The sequence below is a fragment of the Nocardioides sp. L-11A genome (assembly GCA_029961745.1).
GTDB lineage: Bacteria > Actinomycetota > Actinomycetes > Propionibacteriales > Nocardioidaceae > Nocardioides.
The window spans coordinates 776184-791922 of the sequence record CP124680.1; the positions used below are offsets into that span (position 1 = coordinate 776184).

Consider the following 15739-nt stretch of genomic DNA (forward strand, 5'->3'; position numbering starts at 1 on the left):
AAGGACGGAACAAATGCTCAGTGGTGTCGCTCTTCAGCCGGTGGACCCGCCCCGGGAGTTCGAGGACGCGGTCGAGGAGATCGAACGGGCGGGGTTCGACGAGCTCTGGCTGACCGACTCCTCGCTGCACGCACGTAACGTCTACGCCTACCTGACGCTCGCCGCGCGGCGCAGCGTCACGCTGCGACTGGGCACCGCGGTGACCAACCCGGTGACCCGGCATCCCGCGGTGACGGCGACCGCCGCCGCGACCATCGACGAGATCAGTGACGGCCGCTTCTCGCTGGGGATCGGCGCCGGCGACCGACCGCTCCTGGCCCTGGGGTCCAAGCCGGCGACGCTCGCGCGCCTGGAGTCGTCCATCGGCGCGATCCGTCAGCTCTGGACCGGTGAGCACGTGACGCTCGAGGGTGCGGGCTTCAGCCTCGACGATGCCCACATGCGGGTCGCCGCCGACCGGGAGATCCCGATCTACATCTCCTGCAGCGGTCCCAAGACGCTGGAGCTCGCCGGCCGCGTGGCCGACGGAGTCATCCTGCTGGCGGGCCTGCACCCCGAGGGACTGCAGTGGGCGCTCGACCACATCGACCGGGGCGTCGACGCCGCCGGGCGCTCGGAGCGACCGAAGATCACCGTGTTCGCCTACGGTGCCGTCGACGAGGACGAGGAGGCGGCGCTGGCCGCCGGCCGGACCATCGCGGCCTGGTTCCCGCAGACGGCCCCGGGCTACTGCGAGATGGCCGGCCTGTCGCGGGAGCTGATCGACAAGGTCCGCACGATGTACGTCGGTGGCGAGTTCCAGGAGGCGGAGGAGGCCGCGCGCCTGCTTCCGGACGAGTTCGTACACCGGATGGCCCTCGCCGGCGGTCAGGATCGCGCCCGCGCCCACGTCGAGAACATGCTCGACCTCGGGATCGACTGCATCACGGTCTTCCCGCTCGGGGAGGACCGATTCGCGACGATGCGCAACTTCAAGGGGGTCTTCGACCAGGTCGTGGGCGGGACCCGTGTCTCCTGACCTGGTCCCCGACCGCACCCTCGCGACCGTCCTGGACCAGTGCCTGGCCGTCCGGAGGCGGGAGGAGGTGGTGCTCCTCGTCGACGAGGAGACCGATCCCCTCGTGGTCGAGGCCCTGGTGGGGGGCCTCGACCACCGTGGCTGCATCGCGGTGGTGGCGCGGATGCCGCGCTACGCCGTCCCGGGGAGCGAGCCTCCCGAAGCGGTCGCCCGGATCCTCGACGGGGCCTCGGCGGCGATCGAGCTGACGTCGACGTTCATCGGGTCCAGTCGGGCCCGGCAGCAGGCGACGGCAGGCGGCACCCGCTACCTGTGCATGCCGGGGGTCGTGGCCGACACCTTCCGCCTGGGCGGTCCTCTGGACGTCGACTTCGACGAGCTGCGCTCGGTCACCGAGCGCCTGGCCGAGGCGTGGGCCGCGGCCGACACCTACCGGTTGACGACCCCCGCGGGGACCGACCTCCGCGGCTCGGTGCGGGGCCGGGGCGGACGTGCGCTCTACGGGATCGCCCGGGAGCCGGGTGCCTACATGTGCCCGCCGGACGTCGAGTCGGGCACCGCGCCGGTGGAGGGCAGCTCGACGGGGGTCGTGGTCGTCGACGCGGACTTCCTCTTCATGGGCCGCGGGCCGGTCGCCCGGCCGGTGGCGCTCCACGTCGAGAACGGCGCGCTGCGCCGGGTCGAGGGTGCCGAGGGCGAGCGGCTGACGGCGATGATCGAGCGGTGCGCGGACGGCCGGATGGAGAACCTGGCCGAGGTCTCGCTCGGCCTGAACCCCAACGGTCGGGTCTGCGGCGTCCCGATGGAGACCGAGTCGACGCTGGGGAGCGCGCATGTCGCGTTCGGCAACTCGATCGCCTACGGCGGGACCGTGGACGCACCGGCGCACCTGGACTGCGTGATGCAGCGCGCGACGCTGGAGCTCGACGGTCGGCCGGTGATGGTCGAGGGTGTGCCGGTGGCCGACAAGTAGAATATTGTATCTCCAATGTGAGATCGTAATGGCCCGCTGTGGCCGGTCCGGATGACGAGGGTCTCGAGGAGGTGCCGACGATGAGCACGACTGAACGGGTGGGCGGGGAGCTGCGCCACCTCCAGCTGAAGGACCGGGTGTACGAGCACCTCCGCAACGCGATCATCGACGGGGACCACGCCATCGGCGCGGCCCTGCGGGAGGTCGACATCTCGACGTCCCTGGGAGTCAGCAAGACCCCGGTGCGCGAGGCCTTCGTCCGCCTGCAGAAGGACCGCTTCGTCGAGCTGATCCCCTACCGCGGCGCTGTCGTGGCCGGCTACAGCAAGCGGGATCTCCGCGAGATGTACGAGGTGCGCGAGCTGCTCGAGGGGCGCTGTGCCGCGCGGGCCGCCGAGGTCGAGGACGACCGGGTGCGCGCCGACCTCCAGCGCAACGTCGAGGAGACCCGTCGTGCTGTCGAGGAGGATCGGCTCGAGAAGGTCATCGAGCTCTTCGAGAACTTCGACCGCCTGGTCTATTCCGCGTCCGACAACAAGTGGATCAACGACATCATCCACGACCTCGACGGACACCAGCGGCGGATCGGTCGGCTCACTGTGGGCATCCCGGGGCGGATCGAGCATTCCCTGAGCGAGCACGAGAAGATCTGCGCCGCCATCGTGAAGCGCGACGCCGCCGCGGCCGAGAAGCGGATGCGCGCCCATGTGCGGTCGGTCATGACCGACCAGTTGCGGAGCTTCCGCGCCGAGGAGGCCTGAGGCACCTCGCGAGGTGCCGGCGCAGCGCGCCCGTCGCTGTCCCGGATCGTCGGATCCGGGACAGCGGGCGGGCGCGTCGGCGTCCCCTCGAGCAGGGCCGGGTGAACCGGGGACTGCTCCGCGCAATTCGTTGACGCAGATCACATGGCCCACCTAAGGTGGATGTCAGATCTCAGATATTACATGTGAGGATGCGCCATGGTTGCACTGCTCGAGTCAGTAGAGGCCTTCTCGTCCCGAGAGCACGGGCTCTTCATCGGGGGAGAGTTCGTCGCGTCGCGCGGAAGTGAACGCATCGATGTGCACGACCCGGCGACGGGACGGCTGCTGACCACCGTCGCCTCGGCCAACGCCGAGGACGTCGACGCGGCCGTCGCCGCCGCGCGCGCCGCGCTGCCGGCGTGGGCCGCGCTGCCGGCCGCCCAGCGCGGCGAGCTGCTGTGGCGGCTCGGCGCGCGCCTGGAGGAGCTCGCCGAGGAGTTCGCCCAGCTCGAGGCCATCGACAACGGCAAGCCGACCTCGGAGTCGCTGGCTGTCGACGTACCGCTGACGGCAGGGCTGTTCAAGTACTACGCGGGTGCGGTGAGCCGGATCGAGGGGCGCACGATCGCGCCCATGGGTGGTGCGAACTTCCATGTCTACACCCGGCGCGAGCCCGTCGGCGTCGTCGGTGCCATCATCCCGTGGAACTTCCCGCTGCTCATGTGCGGCTACAAGCTGGGGCCGTCGCTGGCCGCGGGCAACACCGTCGTGCTCAAGCCCGCGGAGCAGACGCCGCTCGCGGCGTTGCGGCTGGCCGAGGTGCTCGCGGAGGTCGGCTTCCCGCCCGGCGTGGTCAACATCGTGACCGGCCTCGGCCCCTCGGCCGGCGCCCCCCTGGCCGCGCACGGCGACGTCGACAAGGTCACCTTCACCGGCGAGACCTCCACCGGCCAGAAGATCATGGAGGCCGCGAAGGGCAACATGAAGAAGGTGTCGCTGGAGCTCGGCGGCAAGTCGCCGAGCCTGGTGTTCGCCGACGCCGACCTCGATGCGGCCGTCGAGGGCACCTTCGGCGCGGTCTTCTTCAACCAGGGCCAGTGCTGCATCGCCGGCGCGCGCGTCTACGTCCACGACGACATCTACGACGAGTTCACGAAGCGGCTGGTCGAGCGGGTTGCGGAGGTGCGCCTGGGATCGGGCCTCGAGCCCGGGACGACGATGGGGCCGCTCGTGAGCGAGGAGCAGCAGGCGCGGGTCAACGGCTACATCAGGTCCGGCCTGGAGGAGGGCGCGAGCATCGCGTCGGACGCCGGCTCGGCGGTTCCCGAGGTCGGCAACTTCGTCCGGCCCACCGTCTTCACCGACGTCCGCCCCGACATGCGGATCATGCGGGAGGAGATCTTCGGCCCGGTCGCGATGGTCGGCAGGTTCGCCACCGAGGAGGAGGCGGTCGCGGCGGCCAACGACACGTCGTACGGTCTCTGCTCGGGCGTCTGGACCCGCGACGTGGCGCGGGTGCACCGGATCGCCGCCGCGATCCACGCAGGCACCGTGTACGCCAACACCTACGGCTACTTCGACCCGGCCGTTCCCTTCGGGGGCTTCAAGATGAGCGGCTTCGGCAAGGAGCTCGGCGAGGAGGCCCTCGACCACTACCTCCAGACCAAGACGGTCTGGGTCAACCTCGACTGAGCCCCACCCATGCGTGCGAAAGGACAGCAATGAAAGCCGTAGTGATGAGCGCCGACGGGTCATTCGACGTCGAGCAGGTGCCGGAGCCGGATGAGAGCGACCTCGTCCTGGTCGAGGCCCGGGCCGCGGGCATCTGCGGCACGGAGCTCCACATCCTCGACAAGATGCTCGAACCGCCCGCCTATCCCTTCATCCTCGGTCACGAGGGCGCGGGCGTGGTGCGCTACGTGCCTCCGGGGACCACAGGGGTCGCCGTCGGCGACCGGGTCGCGATCTACAACTTCATCGGCTGTGGGCACTGCCTGTGGTGCCGCACCGGCCGCGAGGAGGTGTGCGCCGACCCCGGTGGCCAGATCGGCTTCACCCAGGACGGCACCTTCCGCGACGTGATCCCGGTGCCGGCCGCCAACCTGATCAAGCTGCCCGACAACGTGACCTTCGAGGACGCGGCCCTCCTCAGCTGCAGCGGGATGACGGCCGTGCACGCGCTGCGGCTCTCGGAGGTCGCCCTCGACGACACCGTCGTCGTCGACGGCGTCGGCGGCGTGGGGCTCATGGTGATCCAGGTCGCCCGGGCCGCGGGCGCCCGGGTGATCGCGATCGCCGACTCCGACGCCAAGGCCACGCTCGCCCGGGAGGCCGGGGCGAGCGACGTCATCGTCCTCGACGACGCCGGCTACGAGCCGGTCGCCGACCGGATCAGAGCCGCCACCGACGGACTGGGTGCGGACCACTTCTTCGAGCTGGTCGGCACCAGTGCGAGCATGCTGGCCGGCATCCGCGGACTCGGTCGGCACGGCAGCGCCGTCATCATCGGCTACACCGGCGAGGACTTGGTGATCAACCCCGTCGAGCTCATCCTCTCGGAGGTCCGGGTGATGGGCTCGGTCGCCGCGGCCAAGCAGGACCTGGAGACGGCGATCGCGCTGGCTGCCCGGGGACAGCTCTCGGCCCAGATCGACACCCGCTACGGCATCGACGAGGTCGGCACCGGCCTGGAGCGCCTCCGGCGGCGTGAGGTCAACGGCCGCAACGTCCTCGTCTGGTGAGAGACACCCCCGAACCCCACACCCCTAGGAGGCTCCGATGAGCAGAATCGTCCTCAACGGCGGCACCGTCCTCACCATGGACGACGACCTGTCCGTGCACCCCGAGGGCCACGTCGTCATCGAGCAGGACCGCATCGTCCAGGTGGGCGCGGGCGACGCGCCGACCGGTCCCGGCGACGTCGTGCTCGACACGTCCGGTCAGCTGGTGATGCCCGGCCTGGTCGATCTGCACTACCACACGGCGATCGGCAAGGGATACAGCGATCATCTGCCGTTGTGGGAGTACCTCGATACCTGCTGGTACCCCCTGATCCGCAACCTCGACGAGGAGGCTGCCTACTGGGCAGCGGCCGCCAGCTACATGGAGTCGATCCGGTCCGGTGTGACCACCGTCAACGACATGTACCGGCGGCTGCCCGACCTCGCCCGCGCCGCGCGCGACATCGGCATCCGGGCGGTGCTCTCCAACGACGTCGCCCTCGACGAGCACGACCTGGACACGCTGGAGGACAACCTCACCGCTCACCGCGAGGTCCACGGCTGGGGCGACGGGAGGATCGAGGTGTACGTCGGGATCGAGTGGCTCCCGCTCGCCGACCCGGGCCTGCTGCGCGACGCCCGGGCGCTGGCCGACCAGCTGGGCACCGGCATCCACGTCCACCTCAACGAGTCGCTCACCGAGGTCCAGGACAGCGTCAAGCGCTTCGGCAAGCGCCCGACGGAGGTGGCCTACGAGGCGGGCCTGCTCGGACCCGACTGCATCGCCGCCCACTGCGTGTGGCTGTCCGACGTGGAGATCGCGCTGATGCGCGAGACCGGGACGCACATCTCCCACAACCCCAGCTCGAACGCCAAGCTGGGCAACGGGATCGCCCGACTGCCGGAGATGCTCGCTGCCGGCATCAACGTCGGCCTGGGCCACGACGCGGCCGAGTGCAACAACAGCCGGGATCCGTTCGAGGTGATGAAGTTCGCCTCGCTCATGCACCGCGCCGCGCGCGTCGACCCCAGCCTCCAGCAGGCGCCCGACGTCGTCCGGATGGCGACACGGAACGGCGCGGACGCGCTCAAGCACGACACGGGCCGGCTGGCCGTGGGCCGCAAGGCCGACGTGATCACGCTCGACCTCCGCAACGAGATGTTCACGCCGTTGATCCACGGCGACCCCGACCACCTCTACTCCCACCTGGTCTTCAGCGCCAACGGGAGCTGCGTCGACTCCAGCATCATCGACGGCCAGATCGTGATGCGGGAGCGACGACTGCTGAACCTGGACCAGGAGGAGGTCCTGGCGAAGGCCAACGAGGCGTTCCTCCGCGTCCTGGACCGCATCCGGTCATGACCGCCGTCGCGGGCGGTCACGGGAGCCGGTCGACCACGCAACCCTGGCGCGACGACCTGGATCCCGACGTGCTCGTGACGGCGGTGGGCTGGTGCCTCGGTGAGGTGCTCGAGCTCGCGGACTGGGAGGAGCTGGCGCGCATCACGGGGACGACCGCATGGATCTGCGGCCATCCGCGGCTCCTCAGCTCACTCGCGTTCGGCGAGCCCGACTACACCGAGCACGTCCGCGCCGCCGTCCCGGTGGTGCTCGGAGATCGCCTCACCGAGCACGAGGCGAGCACCGCGCGTGCGGCCGAGGACGCCGACCCCGCGGTGGGGGATCGCTTCCCCCACCTCGGGACGGTCGCCGGATTCGTCGGTCTCCGGGAGTGGCTGGCGTTGCGTGACCCCGAGCTGTTCGCCCGGCTCTACGCGCCGACGGTGGGATTCGCCTGGGAGGTCGGCCGAGCCACTGCTCCTGCGGTGGGCTGAGCCGGCTCAGCCGGCTCAGACGGCTCAGGCGGCCTTGGCCAGGTCCTTCTTGGCGGCGGCGCTCTCCAGCAGGCGCTGCATGACGCGGCGCTTGCGCTTGTCGGCCGTGGTCATTGCGTAGAGCAGCTTGAGCTGGCTCGGCAGGTTCTTCGCGTTCGTGGTCGCGAGCCAGCCGTTCGGGAAGGACAGCCGGATCACCCGGTGCCAGGCGCTCCCGACCTGCTGGGGGAGCGGTGCCGCGTGGTAGTTGAGGCCGTACTTGTCGAAGACGGCGCGCACCTTCGGCGCCACCTCGGCGTACCGGCTGCTGGGCAGGTCGGGGAAGAGGTGGTGCTCGATCTGGTGCGACAGGTTGCCGGTCATGATGTGCATCAGCTTCGAGCCGGAGATGTTGGCGGAGCCCAGCATCTGGCGCAGGTACCACTCGCCGCGGGTCTCCTTCTCCGGGATCGACTTCAGCTCGAAGGTCTCGACGCCCTCGGGGAAGTGGCCGCACATGATGACGGAGTGCGACCACAGGTTGCGGATCACGTTGGCGGTGAAGTTCGCGGCGAGGGCCGGCAGGAAGGAGCCGGTCGGCAGCGCGAGCGCCGGGTTGACGACGTAGTCCTTGGTCGCCTGCTTGCGGATCTTCTTGAGCGTGTTCGAGAGGTTCCGCTTGAACTCCTCGCTGCGCTTCTCCTTGGGGGTGCGCAGGTTGCGGCCGAGCTCGAGGTCGTACGCCGCGATGCCGTACTCGAAGAAGCAGGCGTTGATGAAGTTCCACAGCGGCTGCGCGAGGTAGAGCGGGTACCAGCGCTGCTCCTCGTCGACGCGCATGATGCCGTAGCCGAGGTCGTTGTCCTTGCCGACGATATTCGTGTAGGTGTGGTGGACCTCGTTGTGCGAGTGCTTCCAGCCCTCGGCGGTGGAGGCGTTGTCCCACTCCCAGGTGGTCGAGTGGATCTTCGGGTCGCGCATCCAGTCCCACTGGCCGTGCATGACGTTGTGGCCGATCTCCATGTTCTCGAGGATCTTGGCGACCGAGAGGCCGGCGGTGCCGAGCAGCCACGCCGGCGGGAACGCGCTGACGAGGAGCACCGCGCGCGAGCCCAGCTCGAGCTTGCGCTGCACGTCGACCATCCTGCGGATGTACGCCGCGTCCTCCTCGCCGCGCGCGTCGAGGATCTCCTGGCGGATCGCGTCGAGCTCGGCGCCGAGCTCCTCGATCTGCTCGGGGGACAGGTGGGCGGTGGGGTTCTCGGGCTTGTTGGTGATCGTCGTCATGGGGGCTCCTTCTCGGTGACCCGTCGCGTTTGAACGCGACGGGTCGGCGTGATTCAGGTGTACAGATGCGACGGGTCAGTGGTCGAGGGTGCAGTCGCCGGCGGCGGCGCTGATGCAGGTCTGGATCTTCACGCCGTCGGGGTGGGTCTCGCCGGGGACGGCGACGGTGAGCTCGCCGTTGCGCAGGTCGCGCACCGCGCCGGACTTCATGGGCAGCACGCAGCCCATGCAGATGCCCATTCGGCAGCCACTCGGCATGAGGACGCCGGCCGACTCGGCTGCGTCGAGGATCGGGACGGAGCCGTCGGTCTCGACGGTCGTGGCGGCGCTCCCGGCGAAGGTCAGCGTGCCGCCCTCGGCGGCGACGTCGACGACGGTCGGGCGGAAGCGCTCGGTGTGCAGCGTCATCCGGCGCTGGTCGTAGAACGCCTCGAGCGTGTCGAGCAGCCCCGCCGGACCGCAGGCGTACGCCGTGCGCTCGGCCAGGTCGGGGACCTCGGTCTCGAGGTCGTCGGTGGTGAGCAGGCCGTCGGTGTCGGTGTGCCGCTCGATCAGGCGCAGCCGGCCGGCCTCGGCGTGGGCGCGCAGCTCGGCGCCGAAGATGACCTCGTCGCGCTTCATCGCGGAGTGCACGAGCACGATGTCGTACGCCGCCGTCGCCGTGTCATGAGCGGACTCGTTGCGCGAGTAGAGGTTGCGCAGCATGCCGATGACCGGGGTGATGCCGGAGCCGGCGGTGACGAGCAGCAGCTTCTGGCGACGCCCGGACCGCGGCGGCGTGAGCACGAAGTCGCCCTCGGCCTGGGCCAGGTGGAGCATCTGGCCGGCCCGTGCGCCGTGGACCAGGTGCTGGGACACGGCGCCGTCGGGGATCGCCTTGACCGTGATCGAGATGTGCCCGTCACGGCGGGGGCCGTGGGTCAGGGAGTAGGTGCGCCACAGGCGCGTGCCGTCGACGTCGACGCCGACGCGGACGTACTGCCCGGGGATGTGCCCGGCCCAGTCGCGGCCGGGTCTGATCACCAGGGTCGCGGCGTCGGCGGTCTCCTTCTCGACGGAGACGATCCGGCCCTGGAGGCCGGTCGCGGCGCCGGCGCGGAGGGGGGCGAAGTGGTCGAGCAGGTCGTCGACGCTGAGCGGCGTCACGGCCGCGTCGAGGAGCGAGCGGAGGCCGGTGCGGAGGCGGCCGGTCCGGGCGGCCGCGTCGGGGGCGGCGGTCGTCGTACTCACATCTCAAGAGTCCCAGCCGGGAAGGCTAAACTCATGACCTCAGCCGGTGAATCTACTCCCCGGTTTTGTTCAGAGAAGACAAAGAAAGGGTCGCGATGTCACGTCGGGTGCTGCGCCAGGCCGGGACCGACGAGCGGGTCCTGCTCCCGCCGGCCACGGTGTCGGCGATCCGGGCCGAGCTCGCGGCCGTCGCCGACGACGTCGTCGACCAGATCATCCGCGACGTGCCGGCCTACGAGGACGCCTTCGGCGGCCCGATGGGCGAGACCATCCGGGGTGCCGTCCAGGTCGCGCTCGGCGGCTTCCTCTCACTGACCAGCGACCGGCGCGGGCCCGACGCGCTCGCTCCGCGCGCCTCGGCCGTCGACGGCGCCTACCAGCTCGGCCGGGGCGAGGCGCGCAGCGGACGCAGCACCGACGCGCTGCTCTCCGCGTTCCGGATCGGTGCCCGGGTGTGCTGGCAGCGGCTCTCCGCGCGTGCGGTCGAGGAGGGCATGGAGCCGGCCACGATGGCCTCCTTCGCCGCCCTGGTCTTCGCCTACATCGACGAGCTGTCCGCGGCGTGCGTCGCGGGACACCAGGACGAGACCGCGACCGAGGGCCGGGTCCGCCAGCGGATGATGGAGCGCCTCGCCCGCCAGCTCCTCACCGGTGCTCCCGAGGCGAGCGTCCTGGCCGCCGCCGAGCGCGCGGAGTGGACGCCGCCGGCGACCCTGACCGCCGTCATCGTCCCCGAGTCCCAGGCCGGCGCGCTGCAGCAGTCCCTGCGCCGCGGCACGATCCAGGCCAGCGACCTGCCCGAGCTCGACGGCGCCGCGCTGCTGCTCGTCCCCGACGCCCACGATCGCCGGCGACCGACCCTGCTGCGCTCGGTGCAGGGGCGCGACTGCGTCGTCGGTCCCCCGCGTGCGTGGCTGGAGGTGCGCTCGTCGTACGACCGGGCGGTGCGGGCCCGCGACCTCGGCCTGGCCGGTGACACCGAGGCGCACCTGCCGCGACTGGTTCTCACCGCCGACCCGGCCGCGCTCGACGACCTCCGCACCCGGGTGCTCGCGCCGCTCGACGCGCTGCGCCCGGCCACCGCGGCGAAGCTGCGCGAGACGCTGCGCGCCTGGCTGCTCCACCAGGGGCGGCGCGACGACGTGGCGGCCGCGCTGTTTGTGCACCCGCAGACGATCCGCTACCGGATGACCCAGGTCCGCGACCTGTACGGCGACCGGCTGGAGGAGCCGGACACCGTCCTCGCGCTGACCATCGCGCTGGGCGTCGAGGAGCGCTGATCAGTCGGTCGGCACCGGCGTGACCGGCTCGGCGGGCGCGGGCCACGCGGGCGCGACCGGCGGCAGGGTCGCCAGCGGGAAGCTCGGCGCGAAGGCGGCCAGGGCACGCTCGGGGGTGCACGGTCCACCCGACCCCGGTGCGAGCCGAGCGAACGGGAAGGCGTTGCGGACCGGCGCGTCCCCGTTGCGGGCCGGGCAGGCGACGATCGGCTCGCCGCTGCGGTCGTCCCACCGGACGGCGGCGCCGGGCGCGATGTCGAGCGGCCGGCCGTCCTGGTCGACGAGCTGGACCAGCGGGATCGGCTGGCCGGCGGCGTCGTACGCGAAGATGTCGGTCACCGGCTCGCCGTGGTTGAGCAGGCCCTGGCGGGTGGCGTCGGACCAGCCCTGCGCGTAGCCGTCGTCGCCGTACTGGTCGTAGCTGAGGTACGACGGCCACGGCAGGTTCCAGGTCAGTGGGATGAGCACGGCGGCGGTGTTGGCCGCCAGCAGGATCGCTCGCTTGGCGATCGGGCGGTCGGGTCCGGAGCCGGGCCAGAGTCGGCCGGTGCCGATGAGCACGCTGAGCACGATCGCGACGAGCAGCAGCAGGGCGCCGAGCCCGGGCACGACGAGGGTCGGGATCAGGCTGATCGCCTCCCAGCCGCCCGCCGCCACGTCGACGAGCGTGACCGCGACCCAGGCGCGCGCGACCCACCACGCCGGACGCAGCGTCACGAGCAGGTCCCAGGCGGGGCGGATCCGTGGGTCCGTCGCCCGGTCGAGGAAGGCATCCCGGCTGCGGTCGAGCAGCTCGCCAGGCGTCCGCGGCCAGCCGCTGGTGTCGATCCGGCGGCGCCGGCGTACCCGCTCGGGCAGTCCCGCGGCCGCGCGCAGCTCGGTGGCGTACGCCGCCGGGTCGGCCAGCGGCGTGCCGTCGGCCAGCTGGTCGGCCAGGTCCGCCTCGAGCCCGCCGACCAGGTCGTCGCGGGTCTCCTCGTCGAGGTCGGCCAGGTGGCGGCGTACCTCCTCGACGAAGGCCGTGACCTCGGGGCGGGCCAGCGTGTGGTCGGTGCTCATGCCGAGGCTCCTGTCGGGAGGAGGGAGGTGACGGTGCCGGCGAAGGAGACCCACTCCTTGGCCTGCTGGGCGAGCTGGTCGCGGCCCGCGGGCGTGATGCCGTAGTACTTGCGGTGCGGGCCCTCGTCGGACGGCACGACGTACGACGTCAGTGCGCCCGCGGCGTAGAGGCGGCGCAGGGTCCCGTACACGGAGGCGTCGCCGACCTCGGCCAGGCCGCCGGCGCGCAGGCGGCGCAGGACGTCGTACCCGTAGCCGTCCTCGCGCTCGACCACCGCCAGGACGGCGAGGTCGAGCACGCCGCGGAGGAGCTGGGTGGTGTCCATGCGCCGCACACTACTACGGCTCGCGCAATAGTGTGCGGCAGCAACATGGTCCGGCGCGCCGCTCCGGCCCGGACCGACCCCAGAACGCACCGACCCGTCGCGTTCAAACGCGACGGGTCGGTGCCTCTGGGACGTTCAGATGCGACGGGTCGGTCAGGACTGCAGCGCCTGGATCGCCTCGTGGATCGCGAGCGTGCGCTCCGCGGACTCGACGTGGAGGCTCTCGACCATCTTGCCGTTGTAGGTGACGACGCCGGTGTCGCTCGACCGGCGCGCGTCCTCCCACGCCCGGATCAGGCCGCGGGCATCCTCGACGGCCTTCTCGTCGGGGGCGAAGCCGGCGTTCGCGCCCTCGACCTGGCCGGGGTGGATCAGGGTCTTGCCGTCGAAACCCATCTGGCGGCCCTGCTCGACCTCGGCGAGGAAGCCGTCGATGTCCTTCACGTCGTTGTAGACGCCGTCGATGATCACGATGCCGGCGGCGCGGGCCGCGAGCAGGGCGAGGCCGAGGCCGGTGATCACGGGGGCGCGGCCGGGCACGTGCTCGGCGTACAGCTCCTTGACCAGGTCGTTGGTGCCCATCACGAATCCGGTGAGCCGCTCGGAGGCCTGCGCGATCGCGAGCGCGTTGAGCATGCCGATCGGCGTCTCGACCATCGCCCACAGCGTGGTCCGCTCCGGTGCGCCGGCGGCCTCGAGGGCGGCGACGAGCTGGCGGACCTCGTCGGCGGAGTTCACCTTCGGGACGAGGACGACGTCCGGCCCGGCCGCCGCGGCCGCCCGGATGTCGTCGACGTGCCACTCGGTGCCGATGCCGTTGACCCGGATGATCAGGTGGCGCCCGCCGTACTCGCCGGACCGGACGGCGGCCGCGGCGGCCTCCCGGGCGGCCGGCTTGGCGTCGGGCGCGACGGCGTCCTCGAGGTCGAAGATGATCGCGTCGGCGGGCAGTGTCTTCGCCTTCTCCAGCGCCCGCTCGTTGGAGCTGGGCATGTAGAGGACGGAGCGCAGCGGCTTGAACTCGGACATCAGGCCTCCTCGGGGGCGGGGATGGCGTCGTAGACGGCCTTGAGGTCGGGGTCGATCTCGGCCAGCTTCTCGGCGAGCTCGACGAGGACCAGGCACTGCTTGAGGGAGGCGTCGTCCTCCATCTTCCCGTCGATCATCACCGCGCCGGTGCCGTCGCCCATCGCGGCGACCACACGCCGGGCGTGGGCGATGTCCTCGGGCGAGGGGGAGAAGACCCGGTTCGCGATCTTGATCTGGACCGGGTGCAGCGACCAGGTGCCGACGCAGCCGAGCAGGAACGCGTTGCGGAACTGGTCCTCGCAGGCGACCGTGTCCTTGATGTCGCCGAACGGCCCGTAGTAGGGGTAGATGCCGTGGGTCGCGCACGCGTCGACCATCTTGGCGATCGTGTAGTGCCACAGGTCCTGCTGGAAGATCGCGCGCTGCGCGTCGAGGACCGGCAGGCCGTCCGCGCCCCGCGGAGCGTCCTCGCGCACGAGGTAGCCGGGGTGGCCGCCGCCGACGCGGGTCGTCTTCATCTTGCGGTCGGCCGCGAGGTCGGCCGGGCCGAGGGAGAGGCCCTGCATGCGCGGCGAGGCGCCGCAGATCTCCTCCACGTTGGCCACGCCGCGCGCGGTCTCGAGGATCGCGTGGATCAGGATCGGCTTGGTGATGCCGGCCTTGGCCTCGAGCTGGGCGAGGATCCGGTCGACGTAGTGGATGTCCTCGGCGCCCTGCACCTTCGGGACCATGATCACGTCGAGCTTCTCGCCGATCGCGGGCACCAGGGTGGTGAGGTCGTCGAGCACCCACGGGCTGTCGAGCGCGTTGATGCGCGTCCAGAGCTGGGTGGGCCCGAAGTCGGTCTCCTGGGCGATCTTCACGAGGCCCGTACGGGCAGCGACCTTGTTGTCGGCCTTGATCGCGTCCTCGAGGTTGCCCAGGAGGACGTCGACGGTGCCGACCATGGCCGGGATCTTCGCGGCCATCTTCTCGTTGCTGGGATCGAAGAAGTGGATCGCGCGGCTCGGCCGGGCGGGGATCTCGCGCAGCGGCTGGGGCGCACCCACCGCCAGCGGTCGGAAGAAGTCCTTGGCGCTCTTGTGGCTCACGTCGGCTGAACCTACCCGTGAGTCACGCCCTCCGGGTATGACGGATGTCTCGCGAGACGGTGGGGCACTCAGCGACGCCGCGACCAGCGGCGCCGCCACCAGTGGCGGCTCGGCGCGGGCTCCATGGCCACCGCGGTCGTACGCCGGGCCGCCCGGCGCTCCTGCCACGCGGCCAGGGTCGCGTCGACGTCGCGGGGCATGGTGATCAGCGGCGGGCCGTCGACCGGGGTGTAGCGGGCGCGGAGGACCCGGGCGTTGAAGTCCTCGACGAACGCGCGCGCCTCGTGCTCGGAGCCGAGCCGGTCGAGGGCGGTGTCGAGCTCGGCGTCGTCCTTGCGGAGCTGGAGTGCGGCGGGCAGCACGGTGATCTGCTCGCGCTCGACGAGCCGCTTGACCCACCAGTCCGGGTCGTGGGTGGCGCCGAGGTCGGCGATCGGCTTGCCCGCACCGGGCAGGTCGTCGAAGTCGCCGCGCTCCATCGCCTGGCGCACCTGGAGGTCGACCCAGCTCTGCTGCTGCTCGATCCGGGCGCGGGCGGCGGCCTGCCCCGCCCGGGGGTCCTGGACCGGGCGGGTGGCCGGTCGGTCCGACTGGTCGGCCTCCCCGGCGGAGGCGGGCCGGTCCCCGGGCAGGTCCTGGTTCCGGTCGTCGCTCTCGGGCATCGCGCTCACCTCGGGGCCCAGCGTACGGGCGGGGCAGTAACACGTTGTCCGCCCGACTGGTCGCCGCCTTTCAGCACGACACGCCGTGCGAGCTGGCTGGATCCTGCTGAGAACCGCCGGGTAGTCAGGTGGACAGCGTGTTACATGCCGGCCGCCGCCTCCGGCAGCCGACCACCCGGCGGCCCTTGTGCCGACGCCGGGTCAGGCGCATGGTGGAGACATGCACGCGCGCGTGGGTGACCGCCTGGTCGTCGAGGGGCGGACGGTCTCGATGCACCGCCGCGAGGCGGAGGTGCTCGAGGTGCGCGGCCCGGACGGCGGGCCGCCCTACCTCGTGCGCTGGGAGGACGGGCACGAGTCGCTCGCCTTCCCGGGGCCGGATGCGCACGTCGTACCCGCGCAGCCCTGAGCGCCCGGGTCCGGATCCTGGGGCTGGGTGAGCGCGTCGTACCGGACATCCCGGTCGTGAATCTCCTGCAGACACGACCGGAATGTCCGGTACGACG

General features: G+C 71.4%; 16 protein-coding genes. 9 read left to right on the forward strand and 7 right to left on the reverse strand.

What is annotated here, in order from left to right; all coding sequences use genetic code 11:
• Nucleotides 1-13 precede the first annotated feature (13 nt).
• From QJ852_03535 to QJ852_03565, 7 genes are all read left to right on the forward strand, one after another.
• Nucleotides 14-1018, forward strand: coding sequence for an LLM class flavin-dependent oxidoreductase (locus QJ852_03535; GenBank protein WGX97515.1), 1005 nt, complete (start codon nt 14-16; stop codon nt 1016-1018).
• On the forward strand, nt 1008-1991 hold the full coding sequence (locus tag QJ852_03540; GenBank protein ID WGX97516.1) for a hypothetical protein: 984 nt from the start codon (nt 1008-1010) through the stop codon (nt 1989-1991). Before QJ852_03535 ends, QJ852_03540 begins: the two co-directional genes overlap by 11 nt.
• A gap of 80 nt (nt 1992-2071) precedes the next feature.
• Entirely contained in the window at nt 2072-2752 is a 681-nt protein-coding gene (locus QJ852_03545; GenBank protein WGX97517.1) for a GntR family transcriptional regulator, read from the forward strand.
• A gap of 198 nt (nt 2753-2950) precedes the next feature.
• Nucleotides 2951-4426, forward strand: a complete 1476-nt coding sequence (locus tag QJ852_03550; protein WGX97518.1) for an aldehyde dehydrogenase family protein — start codon at nt 2951-2953, stop codon at nt 4424-4426.
• Between the two features lie 29 nt (nt 4427-4455).
• Nucleotides 4456-5475 (forward strand): alcohol dehydrogenase catalytic domain-containing protein, encoded by a 1020-nt coding sequence (locus QJ852_03555; GenBank protein ID WGX97519.1) that lies wholly within the window; start codon nt 4456-4458, stop codon nt 5473-5475.
• A gap of 37 nt (nt 5476-5512) precedes the next feature.
• Nucleotides 5513-6817 (forward strand): amidohydrolase, encoded by a 1305-nt coding sequence (locus tag QJ852_03560; GenBank protein WGX97520.1) that lies wholly within the window; start codon nt 5513-5515, stop codon nt 6815-6817.
• Nucleotides 6814-7290 carry a hypothetical protein gene (locus tag QJ852_03565; protein WGX97521.1) on the forward strand — a complete coding sequence of 159 codons (477 nt, stop codon included), beginning with the start codon at nt 6814-6816 and terminating at the stop codon, nt 7288-7290. Before QJ852_03560 ends, QJ852_03565 begins: the two co-directional genes overlap by 4 nt.
• 24 nt (nt 7291-7314) lie before the next feature.
• Here the strand turns inward: QJ852_03565 and QJ852_03570 are convergent, their stop codons facing one another.
• Nucleotides 7315-8556, reverse strand: coding sequence for an acyl-CoA desaturase (locus QJ852_03570; protein WGX97522.1), 1242 nt, complete (start codon nt 8554-8556; stop codon nt 7315-7317).
• A 75-nt stretch (nt 8557-8631) separates the two neighbouring features.
• On the reverse strand, nt 8632-9786 hold the full coding sequence (locus QJ852_03575) for a ferredoxin reductase (GenBank protein ID WGX97523.1): 1155 nt from the start codon (nt 9784-9786) through the stop codon (nt 8632-8634).
• Between the two features lie 95 nt (nt 9787-9881).
• Between QJ852_03575 and QJ852_03580 the strand changes: the two genes are divergently transcribed.
• Complete coding sequence (locus QJ852_03580; GenBank protein WGX97524.1) at nt 9882-11066, forward strand: helix-turn-helix domain-containing protein; 1185 nt, start codon at nt 9882-9884, stop codon at nt 11064-11066.
• On the opposite strand, the gene QJ852_03585 is transcribed toward QJ852_03580, so the two are convergent.
• The 5 genes from QJ852_03585 to QJ852_03605 form a co-directional block, all read right to left on the reverse strand.
• Nucleotides 11067-12125: a hypothetical protein gene (locus QJ852_03585; protein WGX97525.1), complete on the reverse strand. Its 1059-nt coding sequence runs from the start codon at nt 12123-12125 to the stop codon at nt 11067-11069.
• The gene (locus QJ852_03590) at nt 12122-12451 is read right to left on the reverse strand and encodes a PadR family transcriptional regulator (protein WGX97526.1); all 330 of its coding nucleotides are present in this window, start codon (nt 12449-12451) and stop codon (nt 12122-12124) included. Before QJ852_03590 ends, QJ852_03585 begins: the two co-directional genes overlap by 4 nt.
• A gap of 153 nt (nt 12452-12604) precedes the next feature.
• On the reverse strand, nt 12605-13480 hold the full coding sequence (locus QJ852_03595; protein ID WGX97527.1) for a CoA ester lyase: 876 nt from the start codon (nt 13478-13480) through the stop codon (nt 12605-12607).
• Nucleotides 13480-14571, reverse strand: a complete 1092-nt coding sequence (locus tag QJ852_03600) for a CoA ester lyase (GenBank protein ID WGX97528.1) — start codon at nt 14569-14571, stop codon at nt 13480-13482. Before QJ852_03600 ends, QJ852_03595 begins: the two co-directional genes overlap by 1 nt.
• A 68-nt stretch (nt 14572-14639) precedes the next feature.
• Nucleotides 14640-15233: a DUF1992 domain-containing protein gene (locus tag QJ852_03605; protein WGX97529.1), complete on the reverse strand. Its 594-nt coding sequence runs from the start codon at nt 15231-15233 to the stop codon at nt 14640-14642.
• A gap of 220 nt (nt 15234-15453) precedes the next feature.
• On the opposite strand from QJ852_03605, the gene QJ852_03610 reads away from it, so the two are divergent.
• Nucleotides 15454-15642 (forward strand): DUF1918 domain-containing protein, encoded by a 189-nt coding sequence (locus tag QJ852_03610; protein WGX97530.1) that lies wholly within the window; start codon nt 15454-15456, stop codon nt 15640-15642.
• The last annotated feature ends 97 nt before the right edge of the window (nt 15643-15739 follow it).